Origin of the sequence: Coleofasciculus sp. F4-SAH-05, from assembly GCF_040222985.1 — a bacterium.
In the GTDB taxonomy this organism is placed as follows: domain Bacteria; phylum Cyanobacteriota; class Cyanobacteriia; order Cyanobacteriales; family Coleofasciculaceae; genus Coleofasciculus; species Coleofasciculus chthonoplastes.
The window spans coordinates 1-21,013 of sequence record NZ_JAVKBY010000021.1 but is presented as its reverse complement, the minus strand read 5'-3'; the positions used below and the strand labels follow the sequence as shown (position 1 = coordinate 21,013).

The 21,013-nt window shown below is 46.6% G+C and carries 14 protein-coding genes and 1 pseudogene; 8 read left to right on the top strand and 7 right to left on the bottom strand.

The genetic code is table 11. The features are described from left to right. The first annotated feature begins 377 nt into the window (after window positions 1-377). From RIG27_RS02285 to RIG27_RS02260, 6 genes and pseudogenes are all read left to right on the top strand, one after another. The gene (locus tag RIG27_RS02285) at window positions 378-524 is read left to right on the top strand and encodes a hypothetical protein (protein ID WP_446342026.1); all 147 of its coding nucleotides are present in this window, start codon (window positions 378-380) and stop codon (window positions 522-524) included. 103 nt (window positions 525-627) lie between these two features. After that, window positions 628-786 carry a transposase DNA-binding-containing protein gene (locus RIG27_RS02280; protein WP_446342024.1) on the top strand — a complete coding sequence of 53 codons (159 nt, stop codon included), beginning with the start codon at window positions 628-630 and terminating at the stop codon, window positions 784-786. Further along, window positions 710-985 (top strand): transposase DNA-binding-containing protein, encoded by a 276-nt coding sequence (locus RIG27_RS02275; RefSeq protein ID WP_446342022.1) that lies wholly within the window; start codon window positions 710-712, stop codon window positions 983-985. Before RIG27_RS02280 ends, RIG27_RS02275 begins: the two co-directional genes overlap by 77 nt. Further along, a pseudogene (locus tag RIG27_RS02270) lies at window positions 940-1,386 on the top strand (IS4 family transposase); the annotation flags it as partial. The gene RIG27_RS02275 and the pseudogene RIG27_RS02270, both read left to right, overlap by 46 nt. A 552-nt stretch (window positions 1,387-1,938) precedes the next feature. After that, window positions 1,939-3,924 carry an iron uptake porin gene (locus RIG27_RS02265; RefSeq protein WP_446342020.1) on the top strand — a complete coding sequence of 662 codons (1,986 nt, stop codon included), beginning with the start codon at window positions 1,939-1,941 and terminating at the stop codon, window positions 3,922-3,924. A 570-nt stretch (window positions 3,925-4,494) separates the two neighbouring features. Continuing rightward, window positions 4,495-6,912, top strand: a complete 2,418-nt coding sequence (locus RIG27_RS02260) for a hypothetical protein (RefSeq protein ID WP_446342018.1) — start codon at window positions 4,495-4,497, stop codon at window positions 6,910-6,912. Between the two features lie 274 nt (window positions 6,913-7,186). Here the strand turns inward: RIG27_RS02260 and gndA are convergent, their stop codons facing one another. The 7 genes from gndA to RIG27_RS02225 all read right to left on the bottom strand — a co-directional run bounded on the left by gndA (window position 7,187) and on the right by RIG27_RS02225 (window position 17,575). After that, a complete protein-coding gene (gndA, locus tag RIG27_RS02255; protein WP_446342016.1) occupies window positions 7,187-8,602 on the bottom strand; it encodes an NADP-dependent phosphogluconate dehydrogenase in 1,416 nt (471 codons plus the stop codon). 262 nt (window positions 8,603-8,864) lie between these two features. Continuing rightward, window positions 8,865-10,586 (bottom strand): hypothetical protein, encoded by a 1,722-nt coding sequence (locus RIG27_RS02250; protein ID WP_446342014.1) that lies wholly within the window; start codon window positions 10,584-10,586, stop codon window positions 8,865-8,867. A gap of 933 nt (window positions 10,587-11,519) precedes the next feature. Next, on the bottom strand, window positions 11,520-12,239 hold the full coding sequence (locus tag RIG27_RS02245; protein WP_446342012.1) for an ATP synthase F0 subunit B: 720 nt from the start codon (window positions 12,237-12,239) through the stop codon (window positions 11,520-11,522). Next, a complete protein-coding gene (coaD, locus tag RIG27_RS02240; RefSeq protein WP_446342010.1) occupies window positions 12,146-12,700 on the bottom strand; it encodes a pantetheine-phosphate adenylyltransferase in 555 nt (184 codons plus the stop codon). Before coaD ends, RIG27_RS02245 begins: the two co-directional genes overlap by 94 nt. Before the next feature lie 122 nt (window positions 12,701-12,822). Beyond that, a complete protein-coding gene (locus tag RIG27_RS02235) occupies window positions 12,823-15,729 on the bottom strand; it encodes a hypothetical protein (protein ID WP_446342009.1) in 2,907 nt (968 codons plus the stop codon). Window positions 15,730-15,742: 13 nt separating this feature from the next. Continuing rightward, complete coding sequence (locus tag RIG27_RS02230) at window positions 15,743-16,903, bottom strand: DegT/DnrJ/EryC1/StrS family aminotransferase (protein WP_446342007.1); 1,161 nt, start codon at window positions 16,901-16,903, stop codon at window positions 15,743-15,745. A gap of 438 nt (window positions 16,904-17,341) precedes the next feature. Next, on the bottom strand, window positions 17,342-17,575 hold the full coding sequence (locus tag RIG27_RS02225) for a hypothetical protein (protein ID WP_446342005.1): 234 nt from the start codon (window positions 17,573-17,575) through the stop codon (window positions 17,342-17,344). A 44-nt stretch (window positions 17,576-17,619) separates the two neighbouring features. Between RIG27_RS02225 and RIG27_RS02220 the strand changes: the two genes are divergently transcribed. Both RIG27_RS02220 and RIG27_RS02215 read left to right on the top strand, forming a co-directional pair. Then, window positions 17,620-20,385, top strand: coding sequence for a CHAT domain-containing protein (locus tag RIG27_RS02220; RefSeq protein ID WP_446342003.1), 2,766 nt, complete (start codon window positions 17,620-17,622; stop codon window positions 20,383-20,385). After that, window positions 20,386-20,892 carry a DUF928 domain-containing protein gene (locus RIG27_RS02215; protein ID WP_446342001.1) on the top strand — a complete coding sequence of 169 codons (507 nt, stop codon included), beginning with the start codon at window positions 20,386-20,388 and terminating at the stop codon, window positions 20,890-20,892. The last annotated feature ends 121 nt before the right edge of the window (window positions 20,893-21,013 follow it).

The window sequence follows — 21,013 nt, the reverse complement described above, 5'->3', positions numbered from 1 at the left end:
GCCGAGAAACCCCGTACTTCAAGGATACTGCTGGTCATTAACTGAGGGGTCAGACCCCTCCCCTTTCCTCCTCCCCGAACCTCTCCCTAGCCCTCCCCTCGTAGGGCAAGGCTAGGGAGAGGTTTTTTATGTGGAGGGGCTTTGATGCTACCCCTTCCGTGCAACAAAAGTAAAACATCCTCTGTCCTCCCCCCTCTTGTAGCTATGCATTACTCACATCTTTCTTAACAATTCAGAAGGCTGGACATATATAGGTTTCAATTGAATGACGTTACATTTATTAATATGCTCATCGGTAGTCCCTGGTCTATCGTCAACGTCGGAATACGGCAGGCTGACAACAGGGTGTGGTACAGTAGCAGCCATCGCCAGCATCAATGGGACTTCAGCAACTTGGCTTAACCGATGTAACTTGTTCCCAGGAGAGTTTTGAGCGGTGGGTTAAAGGCGGCGCGATCGCCACAAATCTAGTTGAGCTATGGCACTCTCCCCCAGACAAGTTTTGGATAGTTGGAGTCAAATAGCGCGATCGCTCAAAAGGTCAACCCTGTGAATTTTTGTTTCACTTTTTTGATTGACTGTTGGTGTGAAAAGCCAGCAAGCCGAAAAGATGAGGAGGTACTTCAAATGAGCGATTGGGCAGCCACAGAATTACAATACGCCGACTTGGGGGATGTGCGCCGCAAAAAAAGGCTGATACGTTTAGTGAGTGACTTGGCTGCCCAACAAGAGCGCCAGCATACCCCAGGCATCAGGAGACTGGGCAGCGACCCAAGCCGCCTATGATTTTTGGAGTTCTCCTCATGTCAAAGCCTCCTCGATTATTCAAGCTCACCAAACCAGTACTCTCAATCGAATCAAAGCTGAAGCGGTGGTGATTGCTCCTCAAGATACGACAGAACTCAATTTCACCCACCATCCCAGCAAGAAAGGTATGGAGAGGATTTGGTTCAATGTTTACGTTGGTATTCTTATCGTTGGTTGATTGAACGTTATCATTATGTTCTCAAGAGCGGTTGTCGCCTTGAACAACTGCAATTGGAAAGTGCCGATCGCATTCATCGAGCTTTGGCTACCTACACCATTGTTGCTTGGCGCTTATTATGGATCACCTATCTCGCCCGTTACCATCCCGATCTGCCTGCCGACACTGTTTGAGAAGCATATCAGTGGCAGAGTCTCTATTGCACGATTCATCATCACTCTAACCCCCCGGACTCTCCTCCCAATTTAAGAGATGCCGTGCGTTGGATCGCCCAACTTGGCGGGTTCTTAGCCCGTTCTCATGATGGCGAACCAGGGGTTAAAACTATTTGGCAAGGTCTGCGACGACTCCATGACATTGCCCAGAAAGAGGCTTTTACTTTCCCCCAAAACTACTGCTAAAGTCAAGGGAATTTATGTTAAGAAAGATGTGAGTAATGCATAGCTACAAGAGGGGGGAACGAGGGGGGTAGGGTTGACTTCTTTCCCGTTAAGAAGGGGTTAAGGAAATTCTGGGTTCTCTGTCTTTGTATAGATATTTGACGACTCCTCAGCGTGACATCCTCCTAAGCTGCTATACAGCTAAATCCAATAATTTAGCTCCTGAAACCCTTTGATAGCTTAGATTGCCTTATCAAATTAAATGCGTTACAGCTTACACACTCTTAGAAAGACTCTCGCCAGTCAAGTTACTCGGAAATCAACCGAACGCGATCAGTAAAACCCGCCCTTAATTACCTGAACATAAATTTGGTTAACTAGGTTAAGAATTGTCAAAGTCCTCAATTCCTTGTTCCTGTTCCCCGTTCCCCGTTTCCTGTTCCCCGTACCCTTTTCTCTTTCTCCAACAAGAAACTTAGCTTTGATTAAGGAAAAAAGAGCAAATTGACAGTTGTCTCTTATTTATAGCTAAAATCGAGGGCGAGTGTGGTTTTTTTGAGGAGTGATAAAACCATGACGACTTATAAACGTTTGGGAAAAACGGCGTCTTCAGCATTGATGTTTGCCACGTTAGGTTGCTGGGTTACCAGCTTCTGTGCCGCGCAAGCGACGCCTGTTGAATCTTCAGAGCAACAGCCGACAGATTTGGCTCGGCTGACTGAAACGTCAGGAGTAGACCCAGGACTATCTCTGTCAACTGAAACGGGACGGGTGAATTCTCCGGTTGAGATAGCTTTTCCAGAAACTGAAGCAGAGATTACCACTGAACTAGCGGTATCCGCCACCAGTGAAGTCGGCATGATCACGTCAACGGATTCCCTAGTTGAGTCCGAGGACGCTTTTGTGGACACCAAAGTTCAAGACTTAGCCCAAGCTTTGCCGGAGATGGAGGAGGCAAGTGATCCCACTGTTTCTGATCCCCTGTTCGTTGATTCATTAGAGGCGGTAGAGGAATCTGACCCGATGGATCAAGTGACCAATGTGTCTCAGTTAAGAGATGTTTCGCCTGGGGACTGGGCGTATGAAGCACTGCGGAGTCTAGTGGAACGGTATGGTTGTATTGCCGGATATCCAGATGGTACATTTCGGGGTAATCGGGCGATGACTCGGTATGAATTTGCCGCTGGGGTGAACGCCTGTATGCAGCAAATTGAGCGGTTAATCGCGGGTCGGATTGAGTTTCCCACCGGGGATTTAGAAAGTCTGCGGCGGTTAGTGTTGGAGTTTGAGGCAGAACTCGCTACCCTGGGGGCGCGGGTAGATAACCTAGAAGGTCGGACTGCCCTTTTAGAAGATAATCAGTTTTCGACGACGACTAAAATCTTTGGACAAGCCATTCTCGGGGTTCAAGGGCGTAGTGGTGATGAGTTTGTACTCGCGGGCAATGACATTTCCGATGATGACACCAATGTCAATGTGATTAACAATGTCCAGTTGAGTCTATTCACCCAATTGAGTCCTCGTAGTCTTTTACTCACCAGCTTCCAAGCAGGGAATGGTAGCACCACCAGTCCTGCAACCAGAGACCCGTTGGGTAACTTTGTTGGTCTGGGATATGAAGGAGACAACGATAACGATTTACGACTGACTGACCTCAACTATCGTCAACTCTTTGGCAGTAGTTTTGCCTTAATCGTTGGACCAGAAGGGGTTAACCCTGTGAACGTCTTCCGAGGCGTTAACCGCATTGAAAGTGCAGGTTCGGGTCCCCTCTCTCGCTTCGCCCAGCGCAACCCGATCATTAGTATCGGCAATGGCAGCGGTGGTATTGGCTTTGACTGGCAAATTGCAACTCGTCTGAGTTTACAAGGGGTTTACTCGTCCAGTCTTCCAGATGAGCCAGAAAATGGGGGAATTTTTGGTGGAGATCAAACGACAACCACGGCTGGGGCACAGTTAGTTGCCTCACCCTTAGATACCCTGGATATATCCCTTCAGTACATCAATTCCTATTCACCCAATGGCTTTTTGGGTACTGGTGTTGGGGATGACCGGGTTGCTTTACAACAAGTCAATAATGGATTCCTGCGGGCACCGATTAACACCAATGCCTTTGGTGCTGGTTTGGAATGGCGTGTCATTCCCAAACTGACCGTTGGAGGTTGGGCTGGTTTTACGGATTCGGATTTTGAAGACGGTTCAGGAGACGTGCAGACGTTTAACTGGATGGCGTTCCTGAATTTCCCAGACTTATTTGGCGAAGGGAATTTAGGCGGCATTTATGTGGGTCAGCCACCAAAAATCACGGATAGTGATATCACCGATGATGCTGGTATAGGCAGGAACGTTCCAGGTTTCTTCTCTACCGATGGCATTCCCAATGCATTCGATGAGGGAGGTCAACCGGATACGACGACTCACCTGGAAGTATTCTATCGTTGGCAAGTGGCAGACAATATCAGCATCACGCCGGGAGTCGTTGTGATATTCAATCCCTTGCACAACGATGACAATGATACGATTACCATAGGCGCGATTCGGACAACCTTTACGTTCTAAACCAAAATTGAAGATTGGGGCAGTCGCTGGAATACCGTTAATGGGATAGGGTGCATCCCCATCTGGCGACTACACAGCCACAATTGAGTGTTCGTCATGCTGAGCTTTGTTCTGAGCGAAGCGAAGGAACGGAAGCGAAGCATCTCTCCAGATTCTGAGGAGAGGTTTCCATGCTTGGAAATGCCAATAATGGCGAAATTATAGTAGTGCGAGCATCTTGCTCGCTACTAATACCCAGTTGAAATGCATAACAACGCTAAAATGCTGTTTCTGAAGTTTTTATGAAGTTCTGGTAAAGTTACTTTTTTGACGGAACCCTCCTAATTAAGGCGCGTCTTGAACTTCAGACAGGCTAGCGAAATCACTAGGAATCTGCATCTTTTTATTGTTTTAGTCTGTTGACATCAGTGAAAAGCCAGTCTTGGGTACTTTATCCCCTCTTCTGGATACATACTTCGCGATCTGACTCTGCTCAGGATTAAATCACAACTAGCCAACTGTTGGGTTAGGTTTCGGAGTCAACCCTATATCTCAGTTCCTTTAGTTCATATACAGATGGAGTCTAACAAGATGATTCTCAAATCACTACGCTACATAGTTGGTTTAGGGATAGTTGGTGGTTTAGCGGTAGTTATCGCACCAGGCGCTGAAGCTCAAACTACAACCACGACAACAACGAGCACTACCACAACCAACGGTATTGAAGTAACAGGCGGTTCAATTGGCGGTCAAGCCGCCTTTTTCGTTCCCGGTATGAACGCTACAAGCGGGAGTGTCACCCTATTTGATGTCGGGATTCAGGAACTGAGCATCGAAAGCACCAACGGGAATACCACAACCGCCCATTTTGAACCCAGTGCGGCTAGTTTTGATGATGTTAATACCAGTGGTACACCAGATGCCGGAGACACCGGAGTCCTCCAAGGTAAACTGACAGGAATAGCTTATACCAGTCAAGGTATCATTGTTCCCTACAATCAGGTTGATACAGTCCTTAACTTTGAGCTGAGTTCCTTTGACACTTTCTCTGATTTGCCAGGAACCCTGGTGAGTCCTGCGGTCATGGGTGATGCTCCATTGGTTTTCTTACCGAATGTAGAGGCGACATTATCTCAGCAGTCTCAGTCTGAGTTTGAAGCAAGCTTCGGTGATTTACAAATTGGTGACTTTGAGGCTGACTTGAATAGTGGTCTAATTGATCTGCCCTCTAGCTATATTTTGGGCAACTCTAGTAATGTTATGGCTCCTGAAGTCTCGCTGCTAGAAAAACTAAAATTCAAGTTTGAAGGGGAAAATTTAGAAGCAGGAAGTTACACACTGGAAACAGTAGGAAATGATGGCATACGTTTTGTGGGTGAAGCTAACAAGAAATTTGAAATTCAGACCGAAAGTGCTTCCGGTGAAAAGTTCAAATTTAAGGGAGACATTGGTTTTATTGATATCACCATTGCTGATATCAATAAGATAAAAGAGGATGGACTTATTGATGCTAGCCTTGATTTAGACAAGTTCAAAATTGAGGGCAAAGATGAAGGGGCTGTGGCTGGCTACGCTTCTATCTTTGGTACAGGCGGTGTAGCATTTAGCAGCTTTGGCGATAGCGACAAAGATAAAGTTAAGTTCACGTTTGAACAAGGTGATTCTAAACTAGAGGGAGAGAGTCGGGGTCGCTTTGATTTTTACGCCGTGGCTGGAGTGAGTAACTTTAATGTTGAGAACGACATTGAAGGTGGGTATACCTACTCTAACCCTAGCGATGATGACAATGTGAATTTGGTTTGCGGTGTTTGTGCGAGTTCCCCACTTTCATTCGATACGGATATCGTTTTCGGTGGTACCACAATCAATTTGGTTGAAAGTGGCGGTAGCACAGTTATAAACTACACCCTTAGCGGTGGTGATACCGTGATTGTCAATGGCAGTGGTTCGGCAGGTACGAGGTTATCGGCAAGCGCAGGTGCTGGCGCAGGTGCAGGTGCTGGCGCAGGTGCAGGCTCAGGTGCAGGTGCTGGCGCAGCTGCAGGCTCAGGTGCGAGTGCGAACACGTTTAACACTAACTACGTAGCCTTCAACGGCGGATCAAGTAGTAGTCAGACCAACTACCAAATTTCTCAATCAGCTCGTTTCAACAGTAGCAGCCAGTATCAGTTCCGATCGAAGGTAAAAGTTAAGTATCATGCGCGAGGTGGCGATCGATACTACTTGGTTACAACAGGTGGCGGTAGTGGTTTTGGTTCTGGTTCTGGTAGTGGCGTAGGTGCTGGTGCAGGTTCCGGTAGCGGCTCAGGTTCGGGCGTAGGTGCTGGTGCTGGTTCCGGTAGCGGCTCAGGTTCGGGCGTAGGTGCTGGTGCTGGTTCCGGTAGCGGCTCAGGTTCGGGCGTAGGTGCTGGTTCCGGTAGCGGCTCAGGTTCGGGCGTAGGTGCTGGTTCCGGTAGCGGCTCAGGTGCAGGTGCAGGTGCTGGTTCCGGTAGCGGCTCAGGTGCAGGTGCAGGTGCTGGTTCCGGTAGTGGCTCAGGTTCGGGCGTAGGTGCTGGTGCTGGTAGTGGTGCTGGTAGTGGTGCAGGCGCAGGTGCTGGTGCTGGTGCAGGCGCAGGTAGTGGCTCAGTCGTTGCTGGCTATAAGTTAGTTGGTCCACAAAGTCGTTGTTTCCCAGGTTTAGTTGGTCTGCGACAACTTTCTCAAGATGAACTTGGTGATGTTGCAGATGATGCTGATCTTGAACCTGACGATACTGCCAGTGTCAATAACGATGCAACTTTCCCAGCTAATAGTGAAAACAATGATGTTGATGATACTGACACTGACATCGATGATGACTTAGAAGTTGACGATGACATGGATGACGATGATGACCAAGCGCAGGTTGATATGAATAACAACAGCAACTCCAACTCCAACCAAGGGATTGGTAACGGTCCAGAAGGAGTTCCTGGTCCTGGTAACTCCGACGTCAATGGAAGCAACGATGGTGATCCTGTTGCTCCGTAAGAAAGCCTAAAGAATACGTGTCTTCTGAAATAGGTCTAGGGGTAGTCATACCCCTACCTATGGCTTTTTAGCTTATCCGGAAGCGTCGTTCTGAAACGGAACCCCAAAGGAAGCCTACAACCGTACCCGTAGGGTCGGTGTAGGAGGACGTCACGTATAGCAACCGCCATAGCGGTTAGGACGCATCTTATGGTAGAGACGTTGCATGCAACGTCTCTACAACAGTTCCTTTGTTTTAATCGATGTGTCTACTGCTATAAAACATGGAAGATGTTTACGACTGCGCCCATTCCGTGTGGAAAACCCCTTCCTTGTCGGTTCGCTGATATGTGTGAGCGCCAAAGTAGTCGCGCTGAGCTTGGGTCAAGTTTTGCGGTAAGCGATCGCGCCGATAGCTGTCGAAGTAATCCAATGATGCACTAAAGGCTGGAACCGGGATTCCCAACTGGTTAGAAGTCACGAGCACGTCCCGCCATGCCTCCTGGCGATCCAGAATCGTTTGCTTAAATTCCGGCGCTAATAATAAATTCGGCAGTTTCGGATTCTCATTGAAGGCATTTTTAATCTTATCCAGGAATCCCGCCCGAATAATACAACCCCCTTTCCAAATCCGAGCCGTTTCTGCCAAATTCAGGTTGTAATTAAACTCCTCTGAAGCCTTACCCAACAATGCCATGCCTTGAGCATAAGAACACATTTTTGAGCAATAGAGCGCGTCACGGACTTTATTGATAAACCCTTGGCTATCTCCATCATATTTGCCCGTCGTCCCGATCAGCTCCTTCGCCGCCGCCACTCGTTCCTGTTTATAGGACGAAATCACCCGCGCATTCACCGCTGCGTACATGGTGGGAATCGGTACACCTAATTCGAGAGAACTAACCACCGTCCAGCGTCCGGTTCCCTTTTGTCCGGCAGAATCCAGAATCAAATCAACCAGAGGCTGATTCGTATCCGGGTCAATGTACTTAAAGATATCCGCCGTAATTTCAATTAAAAAGGAATTTAGCTCATCGGTTGTATTCCATTCGGAAAACACCTGATGAAGCTGTTTGTGATCCAATCCTAAGCCATGTTTGAGCAAATCATAGGCTTCGGCAATGAGCTGCATATCGCCATACTCAATCCCGTTATGCACCATCTTCACATAATGACCTGCACCCCCAGGACCAATATAGGTGACACAGGGTCCATCATCCACCTGAGCCGCGATTTTGACCAAAATCGGTTCTAACTCTTGATACGCCGTATCCGTGCCTCCTGGCATCAAGCTAGGACCATGGAGCGCTCCTTCTTCGCCACCACTGACCCCCATCCCGACAAAACCGAGTCCGGTGGCTTCTAAGTCTTTAGTGCGGCGTTCGGTTTCTTCGTAGAGGGAGTTCCCGCCATCGATAATCATATCGCCTGGTTCAAGCAGAGGTTTAAGTTGATCGATGACAATATCAACCGGTTTCCCAGCTTTAACCATAACCAGGATTTTGCGGGGACGTGCCAAAGTTTTGACAAACTCTTCCAGGGAATAAGCGGCGGTGACATTTTTATCCGAGGCACGCTTTGCCATAAAGTCTTCTGTTTTTGAGCTAGTCCGGTTATACACCGCCACCGGAAACCCGCGACTTTCCACATTGAGTGCCAGGTTTTCTCCCATCACAGCTAAACCGATGACTCCGAAGCTTGGTTGTGTCATATATCTCTCGTCAGAATGTAGTTGAACGTGTACTCGTGTTTATTTCCCCTACAGGGTAGCCTGCTCTCCAGGGGAATCTTGTAAACTTTGCATTATGAGTATGCCCCAACTAGGATACATAAAACCTACAACCGGGTAATCTCGCTAGAGGTGGAAACAAGGCAGGAGGCAAGAGGCAGCTAACTTTTCACCGGAAGCCTTGAATCCAGGTTTCCAAGTTAAACCGTGGATAGGGAAACGGGGAGTTAAAGAGTGGGTTCAGTTAAGATTTAATCATATCAGCCCATTGTTGTTGCAGATCGAATAGAGCCAACACGCCTAAGCCGACTAATCCTAACAGAGGAGCCAGTAAACTGAACACGTAAAACTGCCATAAATTGGATTCTGCCTGTTGTTCTTGTTGCATCATCGCCTCAAATCTGTCATCACCAAAGGGCTTAACGGTGAGATCATTTAAAGAGACTGAAAATAAACGATAGCGACTCGCTTGGGTCAAAATTAGCTGATTGGCTCCCACAGCAATATGGGAAATATCCTCTGAACCCGGTAGATTAACCCGAATCGGATTTTGCCAGTCTGGATCAAAGCGTAACAGGTCATCCCGATTAAAGTTACGATCCCCAATCAATACCCACCAAAACCCTTGGTTATCTTGCTGCACAAAGATGGGAAAAACTCGACCTTCGTGAGCTGGTTCTAAGGCGGTCGCGTCTCCTTTTAATTCGTACTCCATATCCCTCTCGAAGTAGGCTTGAAAAATTCGCACTAGAGGTATTTCGCTGCGTGGCTCTTCCTGTGGAGTACAGCGAATTTCTGGTCTAGGGTGTTGAATCAGATCAATCGATTGATTGGGGATTGGATTCAGTCCCTGGCGATTCGTTGACCAGGTGAGGATTCTCAAATTATTGCTATCGGCGACAACTAATTTTCCGTCATTACTCAGAGTTATTCCATTGGGATAACAGAGCAATAAATCTTTGCCTCGTGTACTTTCGAGTTCTCGCCCTTCTTGATCCAAAACCAGTAAGCGATGCCATCCGGCGTCTGTCGCATAAATTAGATTGTTTTTGGCATCAACCACAAATTTAAATGCTCCCTTAAACAGGGGAGACTCGGGGGAATTATGCTTAAAACTGGGTAATGGAGTACAACGACTTTGGTCGAGTTGGCATCGTTGGATGTTTCCGAGTTCCCAATCGGCGATTAATAATTGATTTTGATCAAGGGCATAAAGATCAGTTAAATCTTTAATACCTAAAGTCTCTAGGGAGTATTGATTTTGAATTTGACCTTGAGCATCGAACTGGTAAAGATAGTGACTGGTGGCAGTAAAAACCTCACCTTGGTTAGTCGTTGCCACTAGGGTTTGTCCATGGTGTAAAGCGGCACGAGAACCACTGTCAATGGCGATGATAATACCGCAAATAGCAACAATAACACAGAGGTAGACTAAAATTTTTATCCATACTTTTTGCTTGACAAGTTTCACGCCTTCTGTCTTAAAAAAGGGTTCAATTTTAGCAAATAGGTGTTCTGTTTTTTTAGAATCAGGTCGCCCAAATGCATTAGTGGCGAAAAAATAATGACTGGACGGGCTAAAGCTCTCGTCTTCTGGGTTTTGAGAAATAAATCGAATTAGAGTTGGTAATTTAATTAATGATGACTTGGGCTTAAATAATGTTAATTTAGTTTTTTTGTTGGAGATTTTTAGAGTTTCTTGAATTTGTTTGCCGTCCTGAATCAAACAACGAGAGTGATTGAACCCATATTCTAAAACGACGGCTTTGCCGAATTTACGAAACTCAGGAAATAGTCTTGATTTATCGTGTTTAAAGTAATTTACACAACAGTGTTTCATCCCATTATTTAGAGACGAACACTTTTTCAATAGCTGTTTTTGGTTTCGCCAGATTTGGTAGAGTAAACCCCCATAAACCAAGAGAATCAACAATAACTGAAGTAGGCGTAAGGCAATCGCTGTCATGGTTTCCCCCTGATGACTCCTGTGACTTCTGTGGTTGCTGCTAAGACTTGAGATATAGCAACTAATTGTCATCCCGCTAACGTTGAAACGCGCTACTTATAAGATAAGGTGTAATGTCATTTCTGACTTCATGCTTCTAGGTCACCCATTTGGGTGAGAAACTTAAGTCATCGGACAAGATTAAGGTTGATGGTTGAGATTGGGAAACTCACGGGCAGAAAACGGGGAAAGGTAAGGATTTAATGCTTGTTAACATTTATTAGTACAACGGACAGAATGTATGTCTAGGTACTTACCGAAATACGGAGTTGACAAAAGCCGCGTTTTTCTGATTATCTAAAAAATAGAATTAGAATTGAAAAAAATGTGCGCCTATAGAGTCAGTTGAGTTCCATTGACCGTTTGATTGGGTAAAAAATCCGTAGCGGTATCCCTTCATCAACAAAATTACTTGTCCTAATCATTTACCAGCTTTGGGCTAGTATTGGCAAAGAAAAATCATCTAAATCATTACCGCCAAATAGGTTAACCCGAATTCAAGACGTTCGCGATCGCACCTTACTTCTTGTCTGTGCCAATGTATCGGTTGACTAGGTTTCATCAATCGATGTCGTTTAGAACGAACTTACATTTTAACCCACGCAGGTGGGTTTTGTTTGTATAGCTGCGGTTTCCAACCGCCCCGCTAAGTTGACTACACAGTTCCGGAAACATTTAGTTTGCCCGGACTTCAGTTTAGTCCAGATGGAGAATTATTAGTAGTCGTTGCTCCAATGACGAAGATTTGGCTACATTCAACCTTTTACCTGATTCGAGTATGAATAAGTCCATAAATCAAAGTTATCTATGGTGACGGGTTGGTCAGTCTCCATGATAATTTTATTCGTCTAAATCAAGGTTCTTAGGGGCGGGAAGAGGGGCAACCCTCAACCCTTAACCGCTCTTCTTTTTCGGTGACGCTGAGGATGAACGAGACCCAGCGCCGCCAATCCCGTCTTTATCTTGTGGTTTTCCAGGTGGTACATCCTGGTAAAGTTGCTGACGTCCATTGCGAATCACCCTCAGCATGTCAGTAAGCTGTTGCTCAATACTATTGAGTACAGAATCAGCATAATCATCCGCACCGTTTTGAATGTCTTCGCATTCTTCGAGTGCGAGTTGGCGCAGTTGTGCCAATTCCTGCTGGGCTTGTCGGCGCATCTGTTCAATGTCAGTCCGGGTTTGTTCTTGCAGCGTTTCACACTCTTGCTGAACCCGTTGCCGAATTTGCTTGGCTTCTAGTTCTGCTTGTTGTACAATCCCCATGTCATCCAGAATCTGTTGAGCTTGTCGTTCAGCGGCTTCTAGGATTTCTTGGGCATAGTCTTCTGCTTGTAGGAGAATATCTTCCCCTTGCTGAACAATCTTTTGAGATTTTTCAAACGCCTCTGGTAGACTTGCCCGCACTACATCCAATTGCGTCAAGAACGCTTCTTCATCAATCAAAGTGTACTTGGTCAAGGGGATGTGTGGGCTATCAAACAGCATCTCCTCTAGCTTAGTGAGTTCTCTCTGGATATCTACATCGGGGGTTCCAGAGGAAAGGCGTTTCTCTGGGGGGTTTGGTTCTGGGAGTTGGTTGGGTTCGATGCGGGATGACTCTGGGCGTAACATCGGCAAATATCTAGGGCAACCTGGGGGGGAACAAGATGGTTAACAGATCCGCCAAATTTGGCAATCTCTTTCACTACGCTACTACTTAAAAAACTGTACTCGTTAGACGTGGCGAGAAAAACGGTTTCTATTTCATCCCAGAGGGTTTGATTGGTATGCGCCATCTGGAGTTCCTTCTCAAAGTCTGAAAGCACCCGTAGTCCCCGCAGTAAGACTTGAGCATTCTTGAGTTTGGCATAGTCCACTGTCAAACCTGTGAAGCTATCGATTTCGACATTCGAGAGATGTTGGGTACAACCGCGAATCTGTTGTACTCGCTCTTGTATTGTAAACAATGGCGATTTACTCGGGTTGCGGAGTACGGCAACAATGACGGTTTCAAAGAGCTTACAGCTACGCTCAATGATATCGAGGTGTCCTAGAGTGATCGGATCGAAGCTGCCTGGATAAATTGCAATCACGACAGAGACATCTGGAGGGGTACTGAGGAATTATAAGCTGTTATGACGATCTCCGCCGTTAACTTTAATTGTCCCCACCTACTTAAAGGTGACGATACCCGTGGCGAATACCCCTGTCTTGTCTACTCCCATTCTCGCCATTGATCGATCCAATCTTGAACAAGGTCAAGAATTAGCTCACGTCCCTTGACAATGTTAGCGGTTATGCTGATAAAAATAATGCCAGCAATTATGAGCAGAATCCACTTAGAGAATGGGTAGCGAAAACCAAAATAGACTAACTGGTAGAATACTGTAAAAATAAATGTAACCGTTCCAACCATTAAAAATGCCCGGACTTGCAGTCCTAATCCAGCCACAATAGCAACCAGACTAATAATTCCCGGAATGAGTCCAACGTCTTGATGAAATCCTAACGCCACCCAACAGATTATGCCGCTACCCAGTAAGCGGATGTAGTGACGCCAATTCCGTTTTTGCGGTAATCTTAATTCTGGATCAACTTGGGCGATGTAGAGGAAAAAATAACCAATCACGGCAGCATACGCTAAGGGTTCAGTAACCTGCTGGCTTTGCAAAACACGCCAAATTGCCCAATCGATGAAAAATAAACTTAAGTATGTCCAACGTAAATTAGATTGGCGATTGGTGACCCAGGCATAAAAACCTGCAAGAACTAATAAATTAAAAGCAGAGAGGGTTTGAGGATTGATTAAAATGCTCAGAAGAGGTAATATCGTGGCGTATCCTTGCCAAGGCTGATCATTCCATCCCCACCGCCACCAGGACGTTTGATAAACCGCGATCGCGAATAGACTGGCAATTATAGCTCGCCAAGGATCAAGTAGGCTTAACGGTGTCCACATCAAACGCGCATAAATACCAATGGCGACAACCTCAGTTAATCCGGCGTATATCCAGATGTCAGACTCTGGGAAAAATGGGGAAGATGAGGGAGATGAGGGAGATGAGGGAGAAAACTGGCGTTGTTGAATTCGTAAATTTCCTTGGCAAAACGCATAACTAGCCAGTATTAAACTAAGGATAAGTCCCACGAATCCCATCAGGTTAGGGGATGTTCCCACAGACATCCCAGCCGCTATAACCATCAAGACACTACCCATTGCCCAATGAATGTGGGCGGTAATTTCGATTTGGGTGACGCTGATCTTAAAAATTGTAGCCCGATCGCGCGAGCGCAAAAACCAGGCGAGTGAACGATAAATACCGCAGAGTACAGCCGTGACTAACGCTAAAATAATCAAGCCATTCCCAGGATTTCCCCCATCGCTTTGCAGTATCTGATAAATCACCAGTTCATACCAAGCCAGGGAAATACCTGCCAGAGAAAGATAGATAATACCTTTGGCTTGAGTACGGTGATACGCTACGCTGATACCGATTAAAGCCGCACCTAAGGTGAGCAACCCCGTATAGGGGGTGAAATAAAAAAAGCGTAAACTAATGCCAATCAAAGAATAAATTACCAATTCGTACCAGGCAAGGGAAATACCTGCCAGGAAAAGATAGGTGATACCTTTGGTTTGAGTACGGCGACGCCCTAGGATAATGCCCGTTAAAGCCGCACCTAGGGTGAGCAACCCTGTATAGGGAGTGAAATAAGAAAAGCGCAAATTAATGCCAATCATGGCATAAACTAAGGGTAAAGATTCCAGTATCTCTTGCCAATTTTCTCTCCACCTTCCAGATGTGCCAGGGTACGTCTCTAAATGCTCCCCGTCTTCCCCACCTAAACGGGCAAACCACCAACGGTTGAGAATTAGTGTTACATAAGCCAGGATAATGTTCGCGACACCGAGGATTAAGGATGAACCATTAAGCAGTACAATCGCATTAGCTATTATCAATTCTATTGCCCAACTAATGCCATAAATACTGAATTTGGGAAAAGAATGCCAATATCGGTAAACAATAGCACCACCAATGAGCATTGATGCAGTCAGGTACTGCCAACTAGATGGAATGAATTCTAGATACATATTGGCGCTTTGCAGCGTCAGTAGTCCTAGTTCCGTAGTAGACAAAGCAATTGCCCAGCGATCGCAGGCTTGAGCGTACAATTGAGCTAGCCGGCTAGACTGGGGCGTTAAGCCAGCGCGTAGCAGCCATAATCCGAAAATTGCGATCGCGCCCACCCAATACCAATCGGCTGCAGAGAGGGGGGACAATCCTGGAATTCCTTGTCCCAGACGTGCTATAGCAAAACTTAGGCTAAATCCAATTGTGATCGCGGCGGCTACGGTTTGCTCGAGGTAGCAGCTATTGATAAACATCACGAAAGTGGCGACACCCAAACCGATGAGTCTAATATCCGGTTGGAATAGGGTTAGCCCTTGGACGAGAAATAAGGCGATCGCACTCCACCAAAATACTTGGATTTGCCTTGAGTTTAGCTCCTGATTGGGAGTAGAATCTGAGTCTAACTCAGTGTTGTCTACCGATGACCTAGGACTCACTTGAGAATCCCTCAATGATGCTCTGGGAAAGGCATTAGCCTCTTTGTTACCTTGGCGCGATCGCGTACTTCGGCTGGCAATGTCGGTTAAGGTTAAAGGGGTTAACAGCCATAAGAGTCCCCAAGGTGGCATAGAAGCGGGAACAAAAAATAGGTCAATAAAGATCTCATCGGCTAGCAAGACATAACTAAGTCCGGCTAGCACAAAACCCAGATTCCAGCAACTGCGATACCAAATTTGTTTAATGCCAGGGAATGGGGGATTCGGATCGACAGTTTGCCCTGTGAATTGATTCCATTCTGCCACCATCAGCGCCAAGAATAGAGTCGCCCAGAGGGGTTCCCTGAGAGTCGGTATCCATCTGTGAATCAATAAACAGATGGTCAACAATCCACCAATATGGGTGAGGTAGACGAGAACAACTCGCACAAAATTAATCCGTTGACCGGGTGGCTGATATTTTTTATTGTGACTTAACTCGTCACGCCAGACTACGATAACGGGTTTATCCTGTGCAAATAGGTTGAGATAGCGACGGTTATTCAGCCGCACTAATCAAGCAATCTTATGAACTAACCCTACCCTTTAAGAGGGTGGGGAATTCCGCGATATCTTTTAAACCATAGACAACCTGCTGCTGTTCGGAGAAGGACAATTCTGGAAATATAGGTAGAGACAAAACTTGGTGACACACTTGCTCAACAACTGGAAAATCACCCACTTGATACCCTAAGCTCTGATAAACCGACTGCAAGTGCAACGGTAGGGGGTAATAAACCATCGAAATAATGCCCATCTGTTGCAGATTTTGGCGGACGTGATCTCGATAGTCACTGCTGCGGCTGTCTTGAGTTAGACGAATCGTGTACTGATTCCAGACAGCATGGCTTCCTAGAGTTTCTTGAGGTAAGGCGATTTCTGGAACAGGTTGTAATAACTGGTGATACCGATCAGCAATCTGAGAGCGAACCTGATTCCACTGATCAAGATAACCTAATTTGATTTGTAAAATGGCGGCTTGTAGGGCATCTAAACGGCTATTGATTCCTGTGGCTTCGTGGTGATAGCGATCGCGCATTCCATGTTCTCGCAGCATTCTGATTGTAGCTGCTAGGGTTGGGTCATTAGTAATCACAGCACCACCATCCCCACAAGCCCCTAAATTCTTGGTGGGAAAGAAGCTAAAGCAGCCAATATGCCCAATGCTACCCACCTTTTGTCCCGCCCATTCCGCGCCCGTTGCTTGAGCGCAGTCTTCAATAACCACTAAATCATGCGCCTGGGCGATGTCCATAATCGCCGTCATATCCACAGGCTGTCCAAACAAATGAACGGGGAGAATCGCTTTAGTTTTCGGCGTAATCGCCGCTGCAATCTGATCAACGTCAAGATTAAAGGTTTGGGGATCAATATCCACAAAAATAGGTGTCGCCCCCACCCGGGTAATCACTTCCGCCGTGGCGATAAACGTGAAGGGCGTGGTAATCACCTCGTCCCCTGATCCAATCTCTAAGGCTCGCAGTGCCAGATACAAGGCGTCTGTGCCAGAGTTACAGGCGACGCATTCGCTGGTATTCATATATGCCGCAAATTGCGTCTCAAAGCCTTGAACCGGAAGCCCACCCACGTAACGTCCGGAGGTAAGTATCTCCTGAACAGCTACACTGACTTGGTTTTCAATGTGTTTATACTGTCGTGCCAGATCAATAGGGGGAATGTGATTCACTCGCTTACACCTAGACGTTTTTATCCAATAAATCAAATTTTGCAGCAAAAGGGAATCCTTCTCCCTCTTGTACTATCCTCAATCCATCGCTTTGAGGTTGGAAGTGGGCAATCATGATAAGTCTTGAGACGCTCAATAATGCAGCTAAACCTAGTACAAGAAGGCAGAAATAACGCCAACAGCTTCCCAGACGTAGCATGCTACGTCTCTACATGCTCCCCCAGCTCCCCCATCTTCCCCAGCTCCCCCATCTTCCCCAGCTTCCCCAGCTCCCCCAGCTCCCCTATTTCCCCCCTCCCCCCATGCTTCACAAACTCTTCAAAGCATCTTTATCATAGCTACACCTAAAACCGCGCTGGAACAGGCAAACTAAGAAAAGCAGATGCACCCTGCCAGCCACAGCAGATGCACCCTGCTGAACCCTGAGTAAAACCCACATTATCGCTTAAATTCAAAAATTAGGCGATATGTGGGTCTTGTTTTATTTCCCGCGATCGCAGTTCCTCTATCCGGAGGGTTTAGGAGTTGACTGACAAAGGTGCAAGATTTCAATAAAGCGGAGTATCCTAAGATTAATGGCACTGAAATAAGCTGTTTTGAATCGCCGAAACCTTTGGTATACCGTAGGGTGGGCATTGCCCACCCTACGGTATACCAGTCAGTGACATTCATCCTAAGATTCGATTCACAGCTATAGTTCCATTTCGGAGCGTCCAATGAGCGCTACAGCAAAACGATTCAAGCGATTCCTCAAGTATCTTGGCTTAGTCGGTTTAACAACTGTTTTGACAGTAGCGTTAGCGTGGCAAGATTTCCCCAGCCGAATGAGAATCAGTGCAGTTAATGCAGCGATTCCTGATACACCAGTGGTTCAGGTATCTACCCCAAATGCGGCTGAATGGGTGCAAGTGGGGAAAAAACGGTATCAGTCGGGTGAATTTGCCGCCGCCGTAACCGCTTGGCAACAGGCTGCCGATCTTTTTGCAAGTCTTGGGGATTCCCGGAATCAAGCCATGGTACTGAGCAATTTAGCACTCGCCTATCAGCAGTTGGGACAGTGGACGCCAGCCAATCAGGTAATTGAGAAGAGTTTACACCTTATACAAACCGAAAATGATAGTCGCGATCGCACGACGGTTTTGGCACAGGCGCTGAATACCCAGGGAAAGCTCCAACTAGCACAGGGAAAACCGGAACAGGCACTGAAGACGTGGGAAGAAGCGACAGAAACCTATCAGCAGGTGGGCGATGAAACTGGGGTGGTGCGTAGCTTGATGAATCAAGCGCAAGCCTTGCGAGTTTTGGGGTTTTATCCGCGAGTTAAGATGACGTTAGAACAGGTGAACCAACGGTTGCACAATCAGCCGGATTCCGCGATTAAAGCGGCGGGATTATTGAGTTTTGGCGATACGTTGCGCTTGGTGGGTGACTTGGAAGAATCGCAGACAGTGTTGCAGAAAAGTTTAGCCATTGCCCAAAAGTTAGACTTATCCTCAGGGATTACGGCGGCGTTTTTGAGCTTGGGGAATACGGCGTATAGTCAGGGAAAATTGAAGGCGGCAATTGAGTTTTATCAAAGCGCGATCGCGTCTTCTGTTTCACCAACAACAACCCTACAGGCACAATTAAATCAACTGCGTTTATTCATAGAACTAGAAAACTGGGCAGACGCGAAAGCCTTAGCCGAGAAAATACAGTCCCAATTTGCCAATTTACCCACCAATCGTAGCACGATTTATGCCCGAATTAATTTTAGCCAAAGCCTGCTCAAACTGTGGCGTCATGAATCAGTGGTTGTAGGGGCGGGTTTTACTTCTAACCTTCCGGAGGAAACCGCTAACGTAACTAAACCCGCCCCATTCCCCATCGTCGGCGTTGGTTTAACTAATAACGTTCTGGGGAAAACCGTTAACGCCACTAAATCCACCCTGAACCCACAAACCGTTGCTCAAATTCTGACAACAGGAATTCAGCAAGCTAAGGAATTATGCGATCAACGGGCGGAATCCTACAGCTTGGGTTATTTGGGTCAGATTTACGAGTATACTCAACAATGGTCTGACGCGAAAACCCTAACAGAACAGGCGTTACTGTTGGCGCAATCGGTCAATTCTCCTGATATTGCTTATTTGTGGCAATGGCAGTTAGGACGGTTGCTGAAAGCTCAGATCGACCGAGGAATTGCCGATGATTCTGCTTATCCTAGTGCTGTTGCTGCTTATCAAGAAGCGATTCATTCTCTCAATTCCCTGCGGAATGATTTAGTGGCAACAAATTTAGAATTACAGTTCTCATTTCGAGAGAGTGTAGAACCGATTTATCGCCAACTTGTTAGTTTACTATTGCAACCGGGGAGTAAAGCGGTTAGCCAGGAGAATTTAGTTCAAGCCCGTGAGGTGATTGAATCCTTACAGTTGGCTGAATTAGATAATTTCTTTCGTGAGGCTTGTTTGACGGCGCAACCGGAATCTGTTGACCAAATTGATGCGAATGCGGCGGTTATTTATCCGATTATTTTACCGGATCGATTGGAGGTAATTGTTTCGATAGCCAACCAACCACTACGACATTATGCGACTCCCTTATCTCAGGCGGAAGTGGAAGACGTATTAAATCAAACCCGCCGTTCTCTCAGACGTGTGGCGAGCGATCGCGAACGATTACCCCTGTTTAAACAATTGTACGATTGGTTGGTGCAACCCATTGAGACAGAGTTAGCGGCATCTGAGATTAAAACCTTAGTATTTGCCTTAGATGGTTCCCTGAAAAGTCTGCCCATGGCAGCATTATATGATGGTGAAAACTATCTGATTGAGAAATACAGTGTCGCCCTGACTCCCAGTCTGCAAATCCTGCAACCCCAACCCTTAAGCCGTACCCCGATTAAGGTGTTAGTGGGGGGATTAAGTGAGGCAAAACAGAACTTTCCGGCGTTACCCGGTGTGGAGTCGGAGATACAGCAGATTCAGGCGGAGATTCCGGCGCAGGTGCTACTAAATCAGCAATTTACCAGCGCGGCGATGCAAAAAGAGATAAGTGCTGCGTCATTTCCGGTGGTTCATTTAGCCACTCATGGTCAGTTTAGTTCTGATGCTGAAGATACCTTTATTTTGGCGTGGGATGATCGCGTCAGTGTGAAACAATTGGGTGAAGTTCTCCAGGTGCGGGAAGAGAGGAAACGTCAACCCTTGGAATTGCTAGTATTGAGTGCTTGTCAAACCGCCGCAGGTGACAAACGGGCGGCGTTGGGAATAGCAGGAGTGGCGGTGCGATCGGGGGCGCGGAGTACGTTGGCGACGTTATGGTCAGTAGATGATCAGTCTACGGCTACGTTGATGGTGAAATTTTATCAGGAATTGGCACAAGCCAATGTCGCCAAGGCGGAAGCGTTGCGTCAGGCTCAGTTGGCACTATTGCAGCAGTCGAGATTCAGACATCCTTACTATTGGGCACCGTTTGTGTTGTTGGGAAATTGGCTTTGATTGCGTTTGTCGTCAGGGAACCTTAGCCCTATATTCTGTTGGGTTTCCTGGTATCAACCCCACCAACAGTCAAAACAGGTAATTTTTAAACCGAACCCCAGCCAACCTGCACCAGAAATAACTACAGGTGGAGGAAGGCGAAATGACGGACAATGTTCGCGGGAGCAAAGTGTGGCAGAAGATACCACGGCATCTCAATCCCTGACGGTACTTGTCCCCTCTGTCTTGAATGCCCAACCATTAAAAGAATTGGAGCGATCCCCGGTTGGCATGAATTTCCAGTTAACAGTATCAGAAAAACCGACATTTCTGGTTTATGTTCCGCAAACCTCTGCTCAAGTCCTAGAACTGAGACTGGAAGATGAGGAAGGTCAACCAATTGGTGAGGCAGCTTACCTTAATTTAACAGAAACTCCAGGAATTTATCGCATTAGTTTAGCTGAAACTGCGCCGCCTTTAGCAGTTGGGAAAGATTATAAATGGTTAGTTTTGCCAATGGTTTCCTAACCACGCCTGTCCTTGACTAATTGATAAAAAACCCTTCGATAAAGATTCATAATTAAAGTTATCAATAAAGAAAATTTTTCGGCTACCGCACAATCTTTGATTCTTGAATTATCTTCTTGAA